Annotated in this window: 14 protein-coding genes; 9 read left to right on the top strand and 5 right to left on the bottom strand. The window is 69.6% G+C overall.

Annotation, left to right across the window (positions count from 1 at the left end; genetic code table 11):
* Positions 1-441, bottom strand: a 441-nt coding sequence (locus x551_RS11430; protein WP_081771306.1) for a 16S rRNA (uracil(1498)-N(3))-methyltransferase, incomplete at its 3' end; no start/stop codon positions are given.
* Between the two features lie 13 nt (positions 442-454).
* Entirely contained in the window at positions 455-1,453 is a 999-nt protein-coding gene (locus tag x551_RS11425; protein ID WP_049820853.1) for a phosphotransferase, read from the bottom strand.
* A gap of 212 nt (positions 1,454-1,665) precedes the next feature.
* On the opposite strand from x551_RS11425, the gene x551_RS11420 reads away from it, so the two are divergent.
* From x551_RS11420 to rsmA, 3 genes are read left to right on the top strand one after another with little or no spacing between them, the layout of a single operon-like run.
* Complete coding sequence (locus tag x551_RS11420) at positions 1,666-4,125, top strand: LPS-assembly protein LptD (RefSeq protein ID WP_011827803.1); 2,460 nt, start codon at positions 1,666-1,668, stop codon at positions 4,123-4,125.
* Between the two features lie 36 nt (positions 4,126-4,161).
* Positions 4,162-5,451 (top strand): peptidylprolyl isomerase, encoded by a 1,290-nt coding sequence (locus x551_RS11415; protein WP_036248567.1) that lies wholly within the window; start codon positions 4,162-4,164, stop codon positions 5,449-5,451.
* 34 nt (positions 5,452-5,485) lie between these two features.
* Positions 5,486-6,256, top strand: coding sequence for a 16S rRNA (adenine(1518)-N(6)/adenine(1519)-N(6))-dimethyltransferase RsmA (rsmA, locus tag x551_RS11410; RefSeq protein WP_036231723.1), 771 nt, complete (start codon positions 5,486-5,488; stop codon positions 6,254-6,256).
* A gap of 203 nt (positions 6,257-6,459) precedes the next feature.
* Here rsmA and x551_RS11405 read toward each other — a convergent pair whose 3' ends face one another.
* From x551_RS11405 to x551_RS11395, 3 genes are all read right to left on the bottom strand, one after another.
* On the bottom strand, positions 6,460-6,858 hold the full coding sequence (locus tag x551_RS11405; RefSeq protein ID WP_011827806.1) for a barstar family protein: 399 nt from the start codon (positions 6,856-6,858) through the stop codon (positions 6,460-6,462).
* Between the two features lie 37 nt (positions 6,859-6,895).
* Positions 6,896-7,222, bottom strand: a complete 327-nt coding sequence (locus x551_RS11400) for a ribonuclease (RefSeq protein ID WP_231497606.1) — start codon at positions 7,220-7,222, stop codon at positions 6,896-6,898.
* A gap of 317 nt (positions 7,223-7,539) precedes the next feature.
* Entirely contained in the window at positions 7,540-9,834 is a 2,295-nt protein-coding gene (locus x551_RS11395; RefSeq protein ID WP_011827808.1) for an NADP-dependent malic enzyme, read from the bottom strand.
* A 183-nt stretch (positions 9,835-10,017) separates the two neighbouring features.
* Between x551_RS11395 and x551_RS28185 the strand changes: the two genes are divergently transcribed.
* The 6 genes from x551_RS28185 to x551_RS11370 form a co-directional block, all read left to right on the top strand.
* Positions 10,018-10,947: a hypothetical protein gene (locus x551_RS28185; protein WP_343252136.1), complete on the top strand. Its 930-nt coding sequence runs from the start codon at positions 10,018-10,020 to the stop codon at positions 10,945-10,947.
* Entirely contained in the window at positions 10,929-12,092 is a 1,164-nt protein-coding gene (locus tag x551_RS28180) for an ATP-binding protein (protein ID WP_343252135.1), read from the top strand. Before x551_RS28185 ends, x551_RS28180 begins: the two co-directional genes overlap by 19 nt.
* Positions 12,089-12,766, top strand: coding sequence for a response regulator (locus tag x551_RS11385; protein WP_011827810.1), 678 nt, complete (start codon positions 12,089-12,091; stop codon positions 12,764-12,766). Before x551_RS28180 ends, x551_RS11385 begins: the two co-directional genes overlap by 4 nt.
* A gap of 67 nt (positions 12,767-12,833) precedes the next feature.
* Positions 12,834-13,805 carry a thiamine-phosphate kinase gene (thiL, locus tag x551_RS11380; protein WP_011827811.1) on the top strand — a complete coding sequence of 324 codons (972 nt, stop codon included), beginning with the start codon at positions 12,834-12,836 and terminating at the stop codon, positions 13,803-13,805.
* Positions 13,802-14,356: a phosphatidylglycerophosphatase A gene (locus tag x551_RS11375; protein ID WP_036231725.1), complete on the top strand. Its 555-nt coding sequence runs from the start codon at positions 13,802-13,804 to the stop codon at positions 14,354-14,356. The genes thiL and x551_RS11375 overlap by 4 nt, the downstream gene beginning before the upstream one ends.
* A gap of 7 nt (positions 14,357-14,363) precedes the next feature.
* Positions 14,364-14,709 (top strand): CinA family protein (locus x551_RS11370; protein WP_051511954.1); only part of this gene is annotated, 346 nt, incomplete at its 3' end.

Raw genomic sequence — 14,709 nt, 5'->3', positions numbered from 1 at the left:
CAGGCGCGGCAGGCGTGTGCGGCCGCACTGCTCGGCCGCGGCGCTCGCCACGCCCTGCCAGTGCGCCAGCTTCCTGTCGGCGCGCTCGCCGCCCAGGCGCAGCACCGAGCGCTCGCAGACGAGCGGCTGCAAGGTCGACACACCCAGCTCGGTGGCCTTCTCGACCAGCCAGTCCATGCGTTCGTTGGCGGGCATGCCGACCGCCAGCGAGATCGGCAGCGGCAGCTCGCGGTCCACCGGTTGCGACGCACCGACGCGGACCCGGACCTCGCTGCGGCCCATCTGCACCACCCGGGCCTCCCATTCGCTGCCACGGCCATCGAACAGCGTGAGGCCATCGCCCGGCTGCAGCCGCAGCACCTGCACGTGGCGTGCGGCAGCGGCGGGCAAGGCCGCCTCCAGGCCATCGGCCAACGGCATGTCGACGAGAAAGCGTGGCACCTTCGGCCCTCGCTCAGAACGTGTAGCCGCTCTCTCGCTGCGTCCCGGCGAGCTGCTCCAGCAGATGCGCCAGCGGGCCCAGGCCGTTGTAGCGGCTGGCCACGCGGTGCGCGTAGCGCCACACCAGAGGCAGGTCCTTGAGGTAGCCGTCCTTGCCGTCGCGGTGCGAGAGTCGCGCGAAGATGCCCAGCACCTTCAGATGACGCTGCAGCCCCATCCATTCGAAGTCACGCCAGAAACTGCCGAAATCGGCGTCCAGCGGCAGGCCCGCCTTGCGACCGCGTTCCCAGTAGCGCACCGCCCAGTCGAGCTGGGTGGACTCGTCCCACTCGACGTAGGCGTCACGCAGCAGCGACGCGAGGTCGTAGCTGACCGGGCCCCACACGGCATCCTGGAAATCCAGCAGGCCCGGTGGGCCGCCCGGCTCGCGCGGCAGCATCAGGTTGCGCGAGTGATAGTCGCGATGCACCAGCACGCTGGGCTGAGCGGTGCAGGCGTCGAGGATCAGCGCGAAACAGCGTTGCAGCTGCGCGAGCGCCTTGTCGTCGAGCCGCTGCCCACAGTGGCGCTCGATGTACCAGGTGGGGAAGAGGTCGAGCTCGCGCTGCAGCAGCGCGCGGTCGTAGTTCGGGACCTGGGCGTGCGCATCGATGCGCTGCAACTGCACCAGCGCGTCGAGTGCGGCCAGATAGAGCGCGTTGGACTGCGCGGGGTCCGCGCGCCGGATCGCCTCGAGGTAGGTGGTGGCGCCCAGGTCGCTGAGCAGCATGAAGCCGTGCGGCTCGTCCCAGCTCAGCACCTCAGGCGCCTCGAGACCGCCGCCGCGCAACAGCGCGGCCACGCCGACGAAGGGCCGGCAATCCTCGTGGGTCGGCGGCGCGTCCATCACGATGCGCGGGCCGTCGCGGCCGTCGATGCGGAAGTAGCGTCGGAAGCTGGCGTCGGCACTGGCTGCGCGCAGACTGCCGACCACCAGGCCGTGGGCCGCGGCCTGTGCGTTCAGCCAGTCCATGAAGGGCGTGCTGCCGGGCGGGGTCGGTCCAGCGGATCGGTTCGGGTGTGGTCACGGTGTGTCGGCGCGGCGGCCCCGCGGTCCTGCGGTACGGCAGCCTCCGGAACGAAGGCGCGTGGAATAATCAGATTCTACAAACCGCATGCAAGGTGGCGTCGCCGTGGCGCTGCTCGGGCGGTCGCAGCGCGCCGCGACCGGCGACTCCTTTTCTCTTGTCTGCCACGATCTTGCCGACCGCCGACCGCGCCGCGACCGTCCTGCCTCCACGGCGCGCCTGGGCCCTGCGCCCGGTCGCGGCGGCGGTCCTGATGACGACCGCAGGTGGCGGCGTGCTGATCGACGTCGCACGCGCGCAGTCAGGAGCCGAAGGCCCTGGACTGCAGGTGAGTCCCGAAAGCGGTGCGCGCTTCGGTCCACTCATCAAGGCCGACGACGGCGGCGGGCCGCTGGTGATCGAGGCTGATCGCCTGTCGGGCCGGCCTGACCTGGAAACTCTGGCCGAAGGTGCCGTCGAGTTCCGCCGCGGCCCCTTGCTCCTGAAGGCTGACCGGGTCGAGTACCAGCAGCAGAGCGACTTGGCGCGCGCCACCGGCAACGTCGAGATCTCGCGCAACGGCAACATCTACCGTGGCCCCGAGGTGCAGCTGAAGGTCGACCGTTTCGAAGGCTACTTCCAGTCGCCGAGCTACCACTTCGGCCGCACCAACGCTGGTGGGCAGGCCGACCGCTTCGACTTCCTCGACGAGAACCGGGGCATCGCCTACGGCGCCACCTACACCAGCTGTCCGGCGCCCGACCCGGCCTGGCTGCTGAGCACCGACCGTGTGCTGCTCGACACGGCGGCCGAGGAAGGCACGGCCGAGGGCGCGGTGCTGCGGTTCTACGGCGTGCCGATCCTGGCCGCGCCGACGCTGAGCTTCCCGCTGACCGAGAAACGCAAGTCTGGGTGGTTGCCGCCGAGCATCAAGCTCGACAACAAGAGCGGCTTCGAGCTCGGCGTGCCCTACTACTGGGACATCGCCCCGAACCGCGACGCGACCCTGACGCCGTCGGTCATGACGCGGCGCGGCGCGGCGCTCGACACCGAGTTCCGCTATCTCGAGCCAGGCTACCTGGGCCGCGTTCAGGCCTATGCGCTGCCCGACGACCAGGTCGCCAATCGCTCGCGCTGGGCCCTGAACCTCGGCCATGAGGCACGCTGGGAAGGCGCGACGGTCGGTGAGATCGACTACGGCCTGGCGCTGCAGCGCACCTCGGACGACAACTTCTGGAAGGACTTCGCCGGCACGCTGCCCAGCCTCACGCCGCGCCTGCTGCCGACCGATGCCTATGCGCGGCGCCGCTTCGATCACGGCTGGGGCGACACCGTGGCCTACACCCGCGTGCAGACCTGGCAGGTGCTGCAGGATATCGACCCGGCCAGCCGCATCGTCTCGCCCTACCAGCGCGAGCCGCAGATCGGCCTGCGCCAGCGCGGCGCGTCCGGCGGGCTCGAATGGCAGTGGGAGACCGAGGCGAACCGCTTCTCGAACGACGACCCCAGCCTGCAGACCGGCTCGCGCCTGCACGCCCTGGGCTCGCTGGCACGCCCCTGGTCGCCGACCGGTGCGCCCGGCTGGACGCTGACACCCCGGGTGTCGTTCAACGCGGCCAGCTACGACCTCGACCAGTCCCTGGCCGATGGCCGTCGGCGCGCGTCGCGTGTCATCCCGACGGTGTCGCTCGACAGCGCCTGGATCTTCGAACGCGACAGCACGGCCTTCGGGCGCGAACTGACGCAGACGCTGGAGCCGCGGCTGTTCTATGTCAACACGCCCTACCGCGACCAGACCGGTCTGCCGAACTTCGACAGCGCGGCCAACGACTTCAACTTCACGTCGATCTACTCCGACAACGTGTTCTCCGGCGTCGATCGCGTATCGGACGCGAACCAGGTGACTGCCGGCGTGACCACGCGCTTTCTCGACCGCACGACCGGCGCCGAGGCGCTGCGGCTGGGCATCGCGCAGCGCATGCTGCTGCGCACGCAGCGCATCACGGCCGACGGCACGCCGATCACGCAGCGCTGGTCCGACCTGCTGCTGCTGGGTTCGACCAACCTCGTGCGGAACTGGTACTTCGACAGCACCGTCCAGTACAACTCCGACACCAGCCGCGTCGCGCGTTCCATTTCGAGCGTGCGCTACTCGCCCGGACCCTTGCGCACCCTCAGCACCAGCTACCGCTACACGCGCAATGCCAGCGAACAGGTCGAGCTGGGCTGGCAATGGCCGCTCAACGCGCCGGCACGCGAGCACGCCGCCGCCGTGCAGGCGCGCGACGCGCAGATGCTCGAGGACTTCGAGGGCCGCTCGCGGCTCGCGCCGCTGGCCGGCTGCCCGGGCGCCTGGTACACGGTGGGGCGCGTCAACTACAGCCGCCGCGACTCCCGCATCACCGATTCCATCGTCGGCTTCGAGTACGACTCGGGGTGCTGGATCGGCCGCATCGTCGCCGAGCGCCTGTCCACCGGGCGCAGCCAGGCGACCACCCGGCTGCTGTTCCAGCTGGAGCTGATCGGCCTGTCGCGGCTCGGGTCCAACCCGTTAAAGGTGCTGAGGGAGAATGTGCCCGGTTACCGTTTGCTGCGCGACGACAGTCCGGTGGTCGCGCCGGCCCTCTCGACCCCCTGAGCTGCTGTCATCGATGTTGCCGAAGTCTTCTCCCCCTTGCGCCAGAGGCTGCTGCTCGCGCTGCTCTGCAGCCTCTTCGTCGCGAACGCGGTCGCGCAGCCGTCGCCGGTCCGCTCTGCCGACTACATCGTCGCGATCGTCGACCGGGAACTGGTCACCAACGCCGAAGTCCAGCAGCGGCTGGCGGCGCTGCGGCGCGAGGCGGCTCAGAGTGGGCAGGCACTGCCGCCTGACGACGAATTGCGCCGCCGCATGCTCGACACCCTGATCGACGAACGCGCCCAGCTCAGTGCGGCCCGCGAAAGCGGCGTGCGCATCGACGAGGCCGAGCTCGACCGCACCGTCGGCAACGTCGCCGCGCAGAACCGCATCACGCTGGCGCAGCTGCGCGAGCGCCTGCAGCGCGACGGCATCGAGTTCTCGCGCTTTCGCAGCAACCTGCGGGATCAGTTGCTGGTCGAGCGGGTGCGAGAACGCGAGGTCCAGTCGCGCATCAAGATCAGCGACAGCGAGGTCGAGACCCTGCTGGCCAGTCGTGCCAGCGGCGTGGCCCCGCCGCAGTTCAATGTCGCGCAGCTGCTGATCGGCGTGCCCGAGGGCGCCGGCGAGGCCGAGCTGGCGCAGCGCCGCGTGCTCGCCGAACAGGCTCTGCAGCGTGCCCGCGGTGGCGAGGACTTTGCGCGTCTCGTCAACGAGCTGTCGACCGGGTCGAAGGAGCAGGGTGGGGCCCTGGGCCTGCGCACGCTCGATCGGCTGCCCGACCTGTTTGCTGACGCAGTGCGCGATCTGCGCGGCGGCGCCATCGTGCCGCAGGTGTTGCAGTCGGGCGCCGGCTTTCATGTGCTGAAGGTGGTGGAGCGGCGCGATGGCGGCATGATGGTGCCGCAGACGCGCGCTCGCCACATCCTGCTGCGGACCTCGGCACAACTGACGCAGTCGGCCGCCGTGGCCCGGCTGGCGGAGTTCAAGCAGCAGGTCGACAGCGGCAAGGCCAGCTTCGCCCAGCTCGCCCGCGAGAACTCCGAGGACGGCAGCGCGGCCCAGGGCGGCGAACTCGGCTGGGCCTCGCCGGGCCAGTTCGTGCCGGAGTTCGAGGAGGCCATGAAGGCACTCGGCATCAACCAGGTGTCGGATCCGGTGGTCTCGCGGTTTGGCGTGCACCTGATCCAGGTGCTGGAGCGTCGCAGCGTCCCGGTCGACCGGAAGCAGCAGCGCGAGATCGCGCGCAATGTCCTGCGCGAGCAGAAGTTCGAGAGTGCCTACCAGGAGTGGGCGCGCGACGTGCGGGCCCGCGCCTACGTGGAGATGAGGGAGCCTCCGCAGTGAGCGTGAGGTCGGTGACAGTGGCCCCGCGGCAGGCGTGAAGCACATCGCCCGCAAGCGCTTCGGCCAGCATTTCCTGTCCGATGCGGCGGTGGTCGATGCGATCGTCGGCCTGATCGACCCGCGACCCGGGCAGGCCCTGGTCGAGATCGGCCCGGGTCTGGGCGCGATGACCGATCCGCTGGTGGCGCGCTGCGAACACCTCACCGTCGTCGAGCTCGACCGCGACCTGGCCGCCCGGCTGCGGCGGCGGGCCGAGCTGCAGGTGATCGAGTCCGACGTGCTGCGGGTGGACTTTGCCGCGCTGGCCATGGCCTCGGCGGGCCGGCTGCGGATCGTCGGGAATTTGCCCTACAACATCTCGACCCCCATCCTCTTTCATCTGCTGCCGGCCGCGGCGCAGGTCGAGGACCAGCACTTCATGCTGCAGAAGGAGGTTGTCGAACGCATGGCCGCCGCCCCGTGCAGCAAGGACTACGGACGGCTCAGCGTGATGCTGCAGTGGCGCTATGACATCGAGTCGGTGCTCGACGTGCCGCCCGAGGCTTTCGAACCCCCGCCGCGCGTGAATTCGGCGGTGGTCCGCATGCTGCCGTTCCCGGCATCGCCTGCGGTCGACGCCGCGCTGCTCGGCGAGCTGGTGGCGACGGCGTTCTCGCAGCGTCGCAAGTTGCTGCGACACACGCTGGGAAAGTGGCTCGACGCGCGTGGGTTCAGCGGGACCTTCGACACCCAGCGCCGCGCCGAGGAAGTGCCGGTGGCCGATTACCTGGCCCTGGCCCTGGCGCTGACGCCCGGCGAGCGCTGAAATGACAACGGACCCCTCAGGGCCCGTTGTCAGTGTCGACCGCGTCCGAGATCGTCAGGCCGCGACCAGCCACCCCGCCGTGTCGAACGCGCTGCTCATGAACGGCAGTTGCACACTGATCACGCCGGCCGGCGTCTTGGCCGGCTTCGCGTCGTTCTGGGCTTCCATCGCCCGCTCTCCCTGCCCGATGTCCGGGGAGCGGGCTACTGAAAAGAATAGAAGCACCTGAAGGGTATCTTGCGTTCCCCCCAGAAGTCGGCGGCGTCGCGGAACACGTCGAGCAGCTGCTCGCGGGCCTCGCGATCAAACTTGGCGTTGTCGGGCAGCTGTTCCAGCACCACCACGAAGCCCGGCTGGCTGCCCGACTTGTGTACCAGGTCGGTCATGCAGTCGAACAGTGCATCGAGGTTCTTGCCGAAATGCGTCGGGAACAGGAAGGCTTCGGCAATACCCTCCAGGACTTCCTGCTTGGACTGGGCCGATCCCAGATTGGCGTACAGGAAATGCTGGCCGAGGTCTTGCGCGGCAAGCTGCAGATCTTCCACGCGGAATGCGCGGATGGCCTGCACGATGTTGGGACGGACGGTGTGCAAAGGCATCATGGTCGAAATCCCCCTCGTTCCTTGTTGGTGGTAGGGCTCACTGCGCGATGAGGCGGAAGCTCGCGTAGTGATCGTCGGTGTAGTAGCAGGCTTCGGGCGCGGTGGCTTGCTGGCCTCCGCACACGATCCTCCGGGCCCCCCGATCGCGGGACCCTGGTGTTTGCACCGTGTACTCGCGGTAGTAGCCGCGCGGATGGCGCGGGAGCAGACGCTCCCGGTTGCCGAACACGATGCCGTCTTTCGAGTACGGGAAGGGACCGCCGGCGTGGATCAGCCGTTGGGCCGTCTGCGCCTCGACAGGTAGTGAGGACAAGCTCACTACCGCTCTCGGCGCCGAGTCCTTCGCCTGTGTCACGAATCCGATGGATGCCGCTCCGACCGACGCTGCCGCAAGCAAGGCAACGGCAACCAGCCGCCAAGCAGATCCCCGGTGTGACCGACCGGTGAAGACCACGGGTTATCCCTGAAATTCGAAGCCCAGATGGTACTGAATTGGGGCCGATACCTCAAGGGCCTGCCTCAAATTTCAGCAGCGTCTAGGGGGAAATCAAGATTTGTTTGTGTGTACAAACTTCTTGAAATGGTCTTGAATATCGGAAAACTTGACGACTTTCTCGCCGCTGACTTGTGGGGTGCCCGCCGCCGTGGGTCCGGGGAGGGCGGCGCAAGGGTCGACGGCGCTCAGCGGACGGCGTTGATGTCGGCGACCGTCAGCGCCGTCAGGTTCACGATGCGCCGCACCGTGGCGGACGGCGTCAGGATGTGCACCGGCTTGGCGGCGCCGAGCAGCACCGGGCCGATCGCAATGCCGCCACCGGCTGCAGTCTTGAGCAGGTTGTACGAGATGTTGGCGGCGTCGATGTTCGGCAGCACCAGCAGGTTCGCTTCTCCCTGCAGTGTGCTGTCGGGGATCTGGGCACTGCGTTGCGAGGGATCGAGCGCCGTGTCGCCGTGCATCTCTCCGTCGACCTCCAGCCACGGCGCCTGCGCGCGCACCAGCGCGAGCGCCTCGCGCATCTTCAGCGCCGAAGGCTGGTTGCTGGAGCCGAAGTTGGAGTGGCTCAGCAGCGCCGCCTTGGGCACCAGGCCGAAGCGCTTCATCTCCTCGGCCGCCATCACCGTGATCTCGGCCAGCTGGGCCGCTGTGGGGTCGTAGTTGACGTGGGTGTCGACCAGCATCACCTGGCGGCCGGGCAGGATCAGCCCGTTCATGCAGGCATAGGTCTTGGCGCCAGGGCGCAGGCCGATCAGCTCGTCGATGTGCTTGAGGTGCATCGCTGTCGTGCCCCAGGTGCCGCACAGCATGCCGTCGACCTCGCCTTTGTGCAGCAGCATGCCGCCGATCAGCGTCAGCCGGCGCCGCATCTCGATCTTCGCGAACTGCTGGGTCACGCCGCGCCGCGCCATGATGCGGTGGTAGGTCTGCCAGTAGTCGCGGTAGCGTTCGTCGTTCTCGGGGTTGACCACGTCGTAGTCGCGGCCGGCTTGCAGCCGCAGCCCGAAGCGCTCGCAGCGCTGCTCGATGACCGGCGGGCGGCCCACCAGCGTCGGCCGCGCCAGGTCCTCGTCGATGATGACCTGCACCGCGCGCAGCACGCGCTCTTCCTCGCCCTCGCAGAACACCACGCGCTTGACCTTGGCACGCTTGGCGACATTGAAGATCGGCTTCATCGTCGTGCCCGAGGCGTAGACGAAGGCCTGCAGCTTCTCGCGGTAGGCGTCGATGTCCTTGACGGGCCTCGTGGCCACGCCCGAGGCCGCTGCCGCCAGCGCGACGGCCGGCGCGATCTTCATCATCAGGCGCGGGTCGAAGGGCTTGGGGATCAGGTACTCCGGCCCGAAGCTCAGCGTGGCGCCGGCGTAGGCGGCGGCCACCACCTCGCTCTGCTCGGCCTGGGCCAGGTCGGCGATCGCGTAGACCGCGGCGACTTCCATCTCGTCGGTGATGGTGGTCGCCCCCGAGTCCAGTGCGCCCCGGAAGATGTAGGGGAAGCACAGGACGTTGTTGACCTGGTTCGGGTAGTCGGTGCGGCCGGTGGCCATGATGGCGTCGTCACGCACCGCCTTCACGTCCTCCGGTGAAATCTCGGGGTTGGGGTTGGCCAGTGCGAAGATCACCGGATTGGCCGCCATCTTCGCGACCATGTCCTTCTTCAGCACGCCGCCGGCTGACAGGCCCAGGAAGATGTCGGCACCAGCGATCGCGTCCATCAGCGAGCGCTGGCTGGTGGGCTGGGCAAACTCGGCCTTGTCGGGGTCCATCAGCTCGGTGCGTCCGCTGTAGACCACGCCGGCCAGGTCGGTGACCCAGATGTTCTCGCGCGGCAGCCCCAGCTTCACCAGCAGATTCAGGCAGGCCAGCGCAGCCGCACCGGCGCCCGACGTGACCAGCTTGACCTTGGTGATGTCCTTGCCGACCACCTTCAGGCCATTGATCAGCGCGGCACCGACCACGATCGCCGTGCCGTGCTGGTCGTCGTGGAAGACCGGGATCTTCATGCGTTCGCGCAGCTTGCGCTCCACGTAGAAGCAGTCCGGCGCCTTGATGTCCTCGAGGTTGATGCCGCCGAAGGTAGGTTCCAGCGCGGCGATGCAGTCGACCAGCTTGTCGAGGTTGCGCTCGGCGATCTCGAGGTCGAACACGTCGATGCCGGCGAACTTCTTGAACAGCACGCCCTTGCCTTCCATCACCGGCTTGGCCGCCAGCGGACCGATGTCGCCCAGGCCCAGCACCGCAGTGCCGTTGGTGACCACCGCCACGAGGTTGCCGCGTGAGGTGTAGCGGTAGGCGTTGGCCGGGTCGGCCACGATCTCTTCGCAGGCGGCCGCCACGCCGGGCGAATACGCCAGCGCGAGGTCGCGCTGATTGACCAGCTGCTTGGTGGCGGCGATGGCCACCTTGCCGGGCGTCGGGAACTCGTGGTATTCGAGCGCGGCCTGGCGCAGTTCCGCACTCTTTTCTTCGTTGGTCAGCATGGTCTGGCTTTCCGTGTTGGGAGGCGCACCGCACGAGGGGCAGCGGGCCGGGTCGACGATTGTAAGAAGACCCCCTTTTGCGGCCAGAGCGGCTTGCGCAGGGCAGTGTTGCAAATCCCGGAGGTAACGGCCATGCGCGAAACTGCTTACCTCTTTCGCTTGCGAGCTCTCGATACTGAGGCTATGGCCGATGTCGATGCCCCCGTCGTGCCCACGCCGCTCGCTTCACGCTGGCGGCGACTGTTGCCGTGGGCGCTGCTCGTGCTATTGCTGGGCGTGGCCCAGACACTGCTGCTGGCACTGACGGTGCAGCACGAGAACAACCGCGAGCAGGAGCGAGTGGAGATGGCCGCCGCCTCGGCCGCGGCCAACGTGCGGCAGCTGCTCCTGCGCGACGTGCAGAGTCTGCAGGCCCTGCTGTGGAACGATCCGCAACCCGCCCAATGGCGCTCCGACGCGGCCGACCTGCTGCGTGCGCGGCGCGAGATGCTGCGCATCGAATGGCGCAGTGGCGCCAACGTGATCGAGACGGCCGCCGATTCGCCCTACGGTGGGCCGCTGTTCGTCAGCCTGGCGCGCAGTGACCTCGATCTGGACACGCAGGCCGCGTGTGCCGACGCGCAGCGGCTGGCGGCGCCGGCCTGGTCACGCAGCTACTTCGTGCCTCAGCCCGGCGGACTCGGGGTCGAGGTGATCGACGTCTGCCTGCCGATCGGTCCGAATGGCGAGCGCGGCGCGATGGTGGCCACGCTGGCGCTCGGCGGGGTGATCGACGAAGCCGTCGCGCCTGAACTGGCGCGCAGCCACGAGCTGTCGTTCGTCGAGGGTGACGGTACGCGCCTGGCGCGCGGAGGGCTGACGCGCGGGGCCGGCGTCTATGTCACCGAGCGCCTGGTCAACCTGTCGAGCCTCACGCTGGCGTTGCGGCTCGACAGCGCGGCCGGCGCGCCGCGACTGATCCCCAACGTGGCGACCTCGCTGGTGCTTGGCCTCTCGCTTGCGCTGGCGGCGGTGGTGGCGCTGCTGGCGCGCGACGTGCGTCGCCGCGCGGCGGCGGAGCAGCGTCTCGGTGAGGAGCTGACGCTGCGCCGCGCATGGAGGACTCACTGGTGACCGGCCTGCGCGCGCGTGACCGGCAGGGCCGCGTCACCTACGTCAATCCGGCCTTCTGCAAGATGGTGGGCTTCAGTGCCGAGCAGCTGGTCGGGCAGACCACACCGCCCTACTGGCCGCCCGAGATGCTCAGCGCCTACGAGGCGCGCCAGGTGCAGCGCATGGCGCAGGGCGTGCCGGCGCACGAGTCGCGCGACGGATTCGAGACCACTTTCATGCGCGCTGGCGGTGAGCGCTTCCCGGTGCTGATCTTCGAGGCGCCGCTGGTGGGTCCCGACGGGCTGCAGAGCGGCTGGATGAGTGCAGTGCTCGATCTCAGCGCACAGCGCCGCGTCGAGGAGCGCGCGCGCCAGCAGCAGGAGCAGCTGCAGGCCACCGCCCGGCTTGCCAGCGTTGGCGAGATGGCCTCGCTGCTGAGCCACGAGCTCAATCAGCCGCTCGCGGCCATTGCCAGCTACGCGACCGGCTCGCTGAACCTGATCGACGATGCCGGCGAGCGACCCGATCCGCCGAGCCTGGCGATGATCCGCGAGGCCACGCAGCACATCGCCGAGCAGGCCGAGCGGGCCGGCCGCGTCATCCGCAGCGTGCACGACTTCGTGCGTCGCCGCGAGCAGAGCCGCGAGAGCCTGAGCTGCGACCAGCTCGTGGAGGCGGTGATGCCGCTGCTGCGCCTGCAGGCGCGCAAGTGCGGCGCGCGCATCGAGTTCGAGTTCGGCAGCCCGCCACCGCGGGTCGTGTGCGACCGCACGATGGTCGAGCAGGTGCTGCTCAACCTGACCCGTAACGCGCTGCAGGCAATGGTGGGCGAGCCGGCGGAGCGCCGCGTGGTGCGGCTCGGCGCCCGCACCCACGGCGCCTGGGTGCGGCTGAGCGTGACCGATCACGGCCCCGGCATCGAGCCCGAGGTCGCGGCCCGGCTGTTCACGCCCTTCTTCACCACCAAGGCCGAAGGGATGGGGCTGGGCCTGAGCCTGTGCCGGACGGTCGTCGAGCAGCACGGCGGGGCGCTCGACTTCACGACGCTGCGCGACGGCGAGGGCCGCGTGCGCGGCACCTGTTTCGAGTTCACACTTCCGGCTGCCGGGCCCGCTGCCTCCCCGGCGGCAGCCCCTCCGGGCGTTCTCGATGGAGTCACTGCATGAGCCATGGCGTGCTGCCGGCCACCGCGCCGCTGGGTCTGCCGGTCGTCCACCTCGTGGACGACGAGGCGGTGGTGCGCAATGCGATCGCCTGGCTGTTGCGCACGCGCCGGCTGCTGGCCGAGCCGCACGAATCGGCCGAGGCTTTCGAGGCCATGCTCGCGGCGCGCGGTGACGCGATCCTCAATGCTCCCACCTGCGTTCTGCTCGACATGCGCATGCCCGGTGGCATGAGCGGGCTGCAGCTGTTCGAGCGGCTGATCGAGCAGCGCCTGCTGGCGGCGATGCCGGTCATCTTCCTCACCGGCCACGGTGACGTGGCTACCGCGGTCGCGGCGATTCAGCAGGGCGCGTTCGACTTCGTCGAGAAGCCGTTCTCCGACAACAGCCTGGTCGACCGCATCGAGCGGGCGCTGGCCGCCAGCCGCTCGACGCTCGAGGCGCGTCGCGCCGGCGCGCTGATGCGTCAGCGCCTGACCGAGCTCACCGAGCGCGAGCGCGAGGTGATGATGCTGGTGATCGACGGCCGCCCGAACAAGCTGATCGCGCATGCACTCGACATCAGCGTGCGCACGGTCGAAGTGCACCGCGCGCGCGTTTTCGAGAAGATGGGCGTGAAGTCGGCCGTCGAACTGGCCAACGTGCTGCGCGAGCACGGCGCGCAGCGACCATCCTGAACCGGGCGCGGCCGCTGGCGTGGCGGCGCGGTGCGCGAGCGCCGAGGCCCGCGGCGACAATGCGGCCATGAGCCTCGGCGAGTTCGACCTGATCGCGCGCTACTTCGGCCGCCCGACCCGCCGTGCGGCGCTCGGGCCGGGCGACGATTGCGCGCTGCTCGCACTGCGGCCCGGCATGCAGCTCGCGGTGTCCTGCGACATGCTGGTCGAAGGCCGGCACTTCCTGCCCACCGTGGATCCGCGCCGCCTGGGCCACAAGGCGCTGGCGGTCAATCTCAGCGATCTCGCCGCCTGCGGCGCACAGCCGCTGGCCTGCACGCTGGCGCTGGCGCTGCCGCGGGTCGACGAGGCCTGGCTCGACGGTTTCTCGGCCGGGCTGTACGAGCTGGCCGATGCACACGGCTGCGAACTGATCGGCGGCGACACCACGGCCGGCCCGCTCAACATCTGCATCACAGTGTTCGGTGAGGTCCCGGCGGGCGAGGCGCTGCTGCGCAGCAGCGCGGAGCCGGACGACGAGATCTGGGTCAGCCACGCGATCGGTGGGGGCATCGGTGACGCGCGGCTCGCGCTCGAGGCCTTTCGCGGTCAGGTGTCGCTGCCCGGCGCGGTGTTCGAGCGGGTGCGGCGTGCGATGGAACAGCCGCAGCCGCGCGTGGCGCTGGGCCTTGCACTGCGTGGCGTGGCCCGTGCCGCCGTCGACGTGTCGGACGGCCTGCTGGGCGACCTGTCCCACCTCCTGCACCGCAGTGACGTCGGTGCCAGCATCGATGTCGGTCGCGTGCCGCGCAGCGCCGACCTCGCGGCCCAGCCGCTGGCCTTGCAGCGCCTGTGCACGCTGGCCGGAGGCGACGACTACGAGCTCGTCTTCACGGCGCCGCCAGCGGCCCATGCGCGGGTGCTCGAGGCCGCGCGCGGGGCCGACGTGGCGGTCAGCCGAATCGGCCGCATCGAGCACGAGGCGGGCCTGCGCCTCGTCGACGCCGACGGCCAGGCCGTGGATCGCGTCTGGGCCTCGTTCGATCACTTCTCCGCATGAACGGCGAGCGACTGGAAGCCTCCACGGCGACGCCCCCGCGTCGCGCGACCGCGGCCTTCCTGTGGGCCCATCCTGCGCACGCCATCGCGCTGGGCTTCGGTGCCGGCCTCAGCCCGGTCGCGCCGGGCACCGTCGGCACGCTGTGGGCCTGGGTCAGTTTCGTGGTGCTCGATCGCTGGCTCGACGCCGGGCAGTGGGCCGTGCTGCTGCTCTGCGGTGCGGCGCTGGGCTGGTGGGCCTGCACCGTCACCGCACGCCATCTCGACATGGCCGACCCCGGTGCCATCGTCTGGGACGAGGTGCTCGCCTTCTGGACCGTGCTGTGGCTGGTGATGCCGGCCGGCCTGATCGGCCAGTTGGTGGCGTTCGGCCTGTTCCGATACTTCGATGCGGCCAAGCCCGGCCCCGTGGCCTGGGCCGATGCGCGCTTCAAGCGGCGTCGCAGCGCGCCCGGCATCGGCTGGGCGCAGGGCTTCGGCATCCTGTTCGATGACGGCGTGGCCGCGTTATGCACGCTGCTGGTGATCGCGCTGTGGCGTTTCCTGGTCTGAGCGTCCGATGAGCACGCGCCTGCTCGATCTCGCCGACCTGGAGCCGCTGGTGCTGCAGCTGGCTGCCGCACTGCGGGCGCGGCACTGGCGCGTGGCCACGGCCGAGAGCTGTACCGGCGGGCTGGTGGCCGCTGCCTGCACGGCCGTGGCCGGCTCCAGCGATTGGTTCGAAAGGGGCTTCGTCACCTACAGCAACGAGGCCAAGGTTCAGTCGCTGGGTGTGGCGGCCACGCTGATCGAGCGACACGGCGCGGTGAGCCGCGAGGTCGCGCTGGCGATGGCCGAGGGGGTGCTTCGGCAGGCGCCGGCCGACCTGGCGCTGAGCGTGACCGGCATCGCCGGCCCCGGCGGCG

The organism is Methylibium sp. T29 (assembly GCF_000576205.1).
Classification (GTDB): domain Bacteria; phylum Pseudomonadota; class Gammaproteobacteria; order Burkholderiales; family Burkholderiaceae_C; genus Methylibium; species Methylibium petroleiphilum.
Note: the sequence above shows the minus strand (reverse complement) of the source record. Positions and strands in the feature narration are given on the sequence as shown.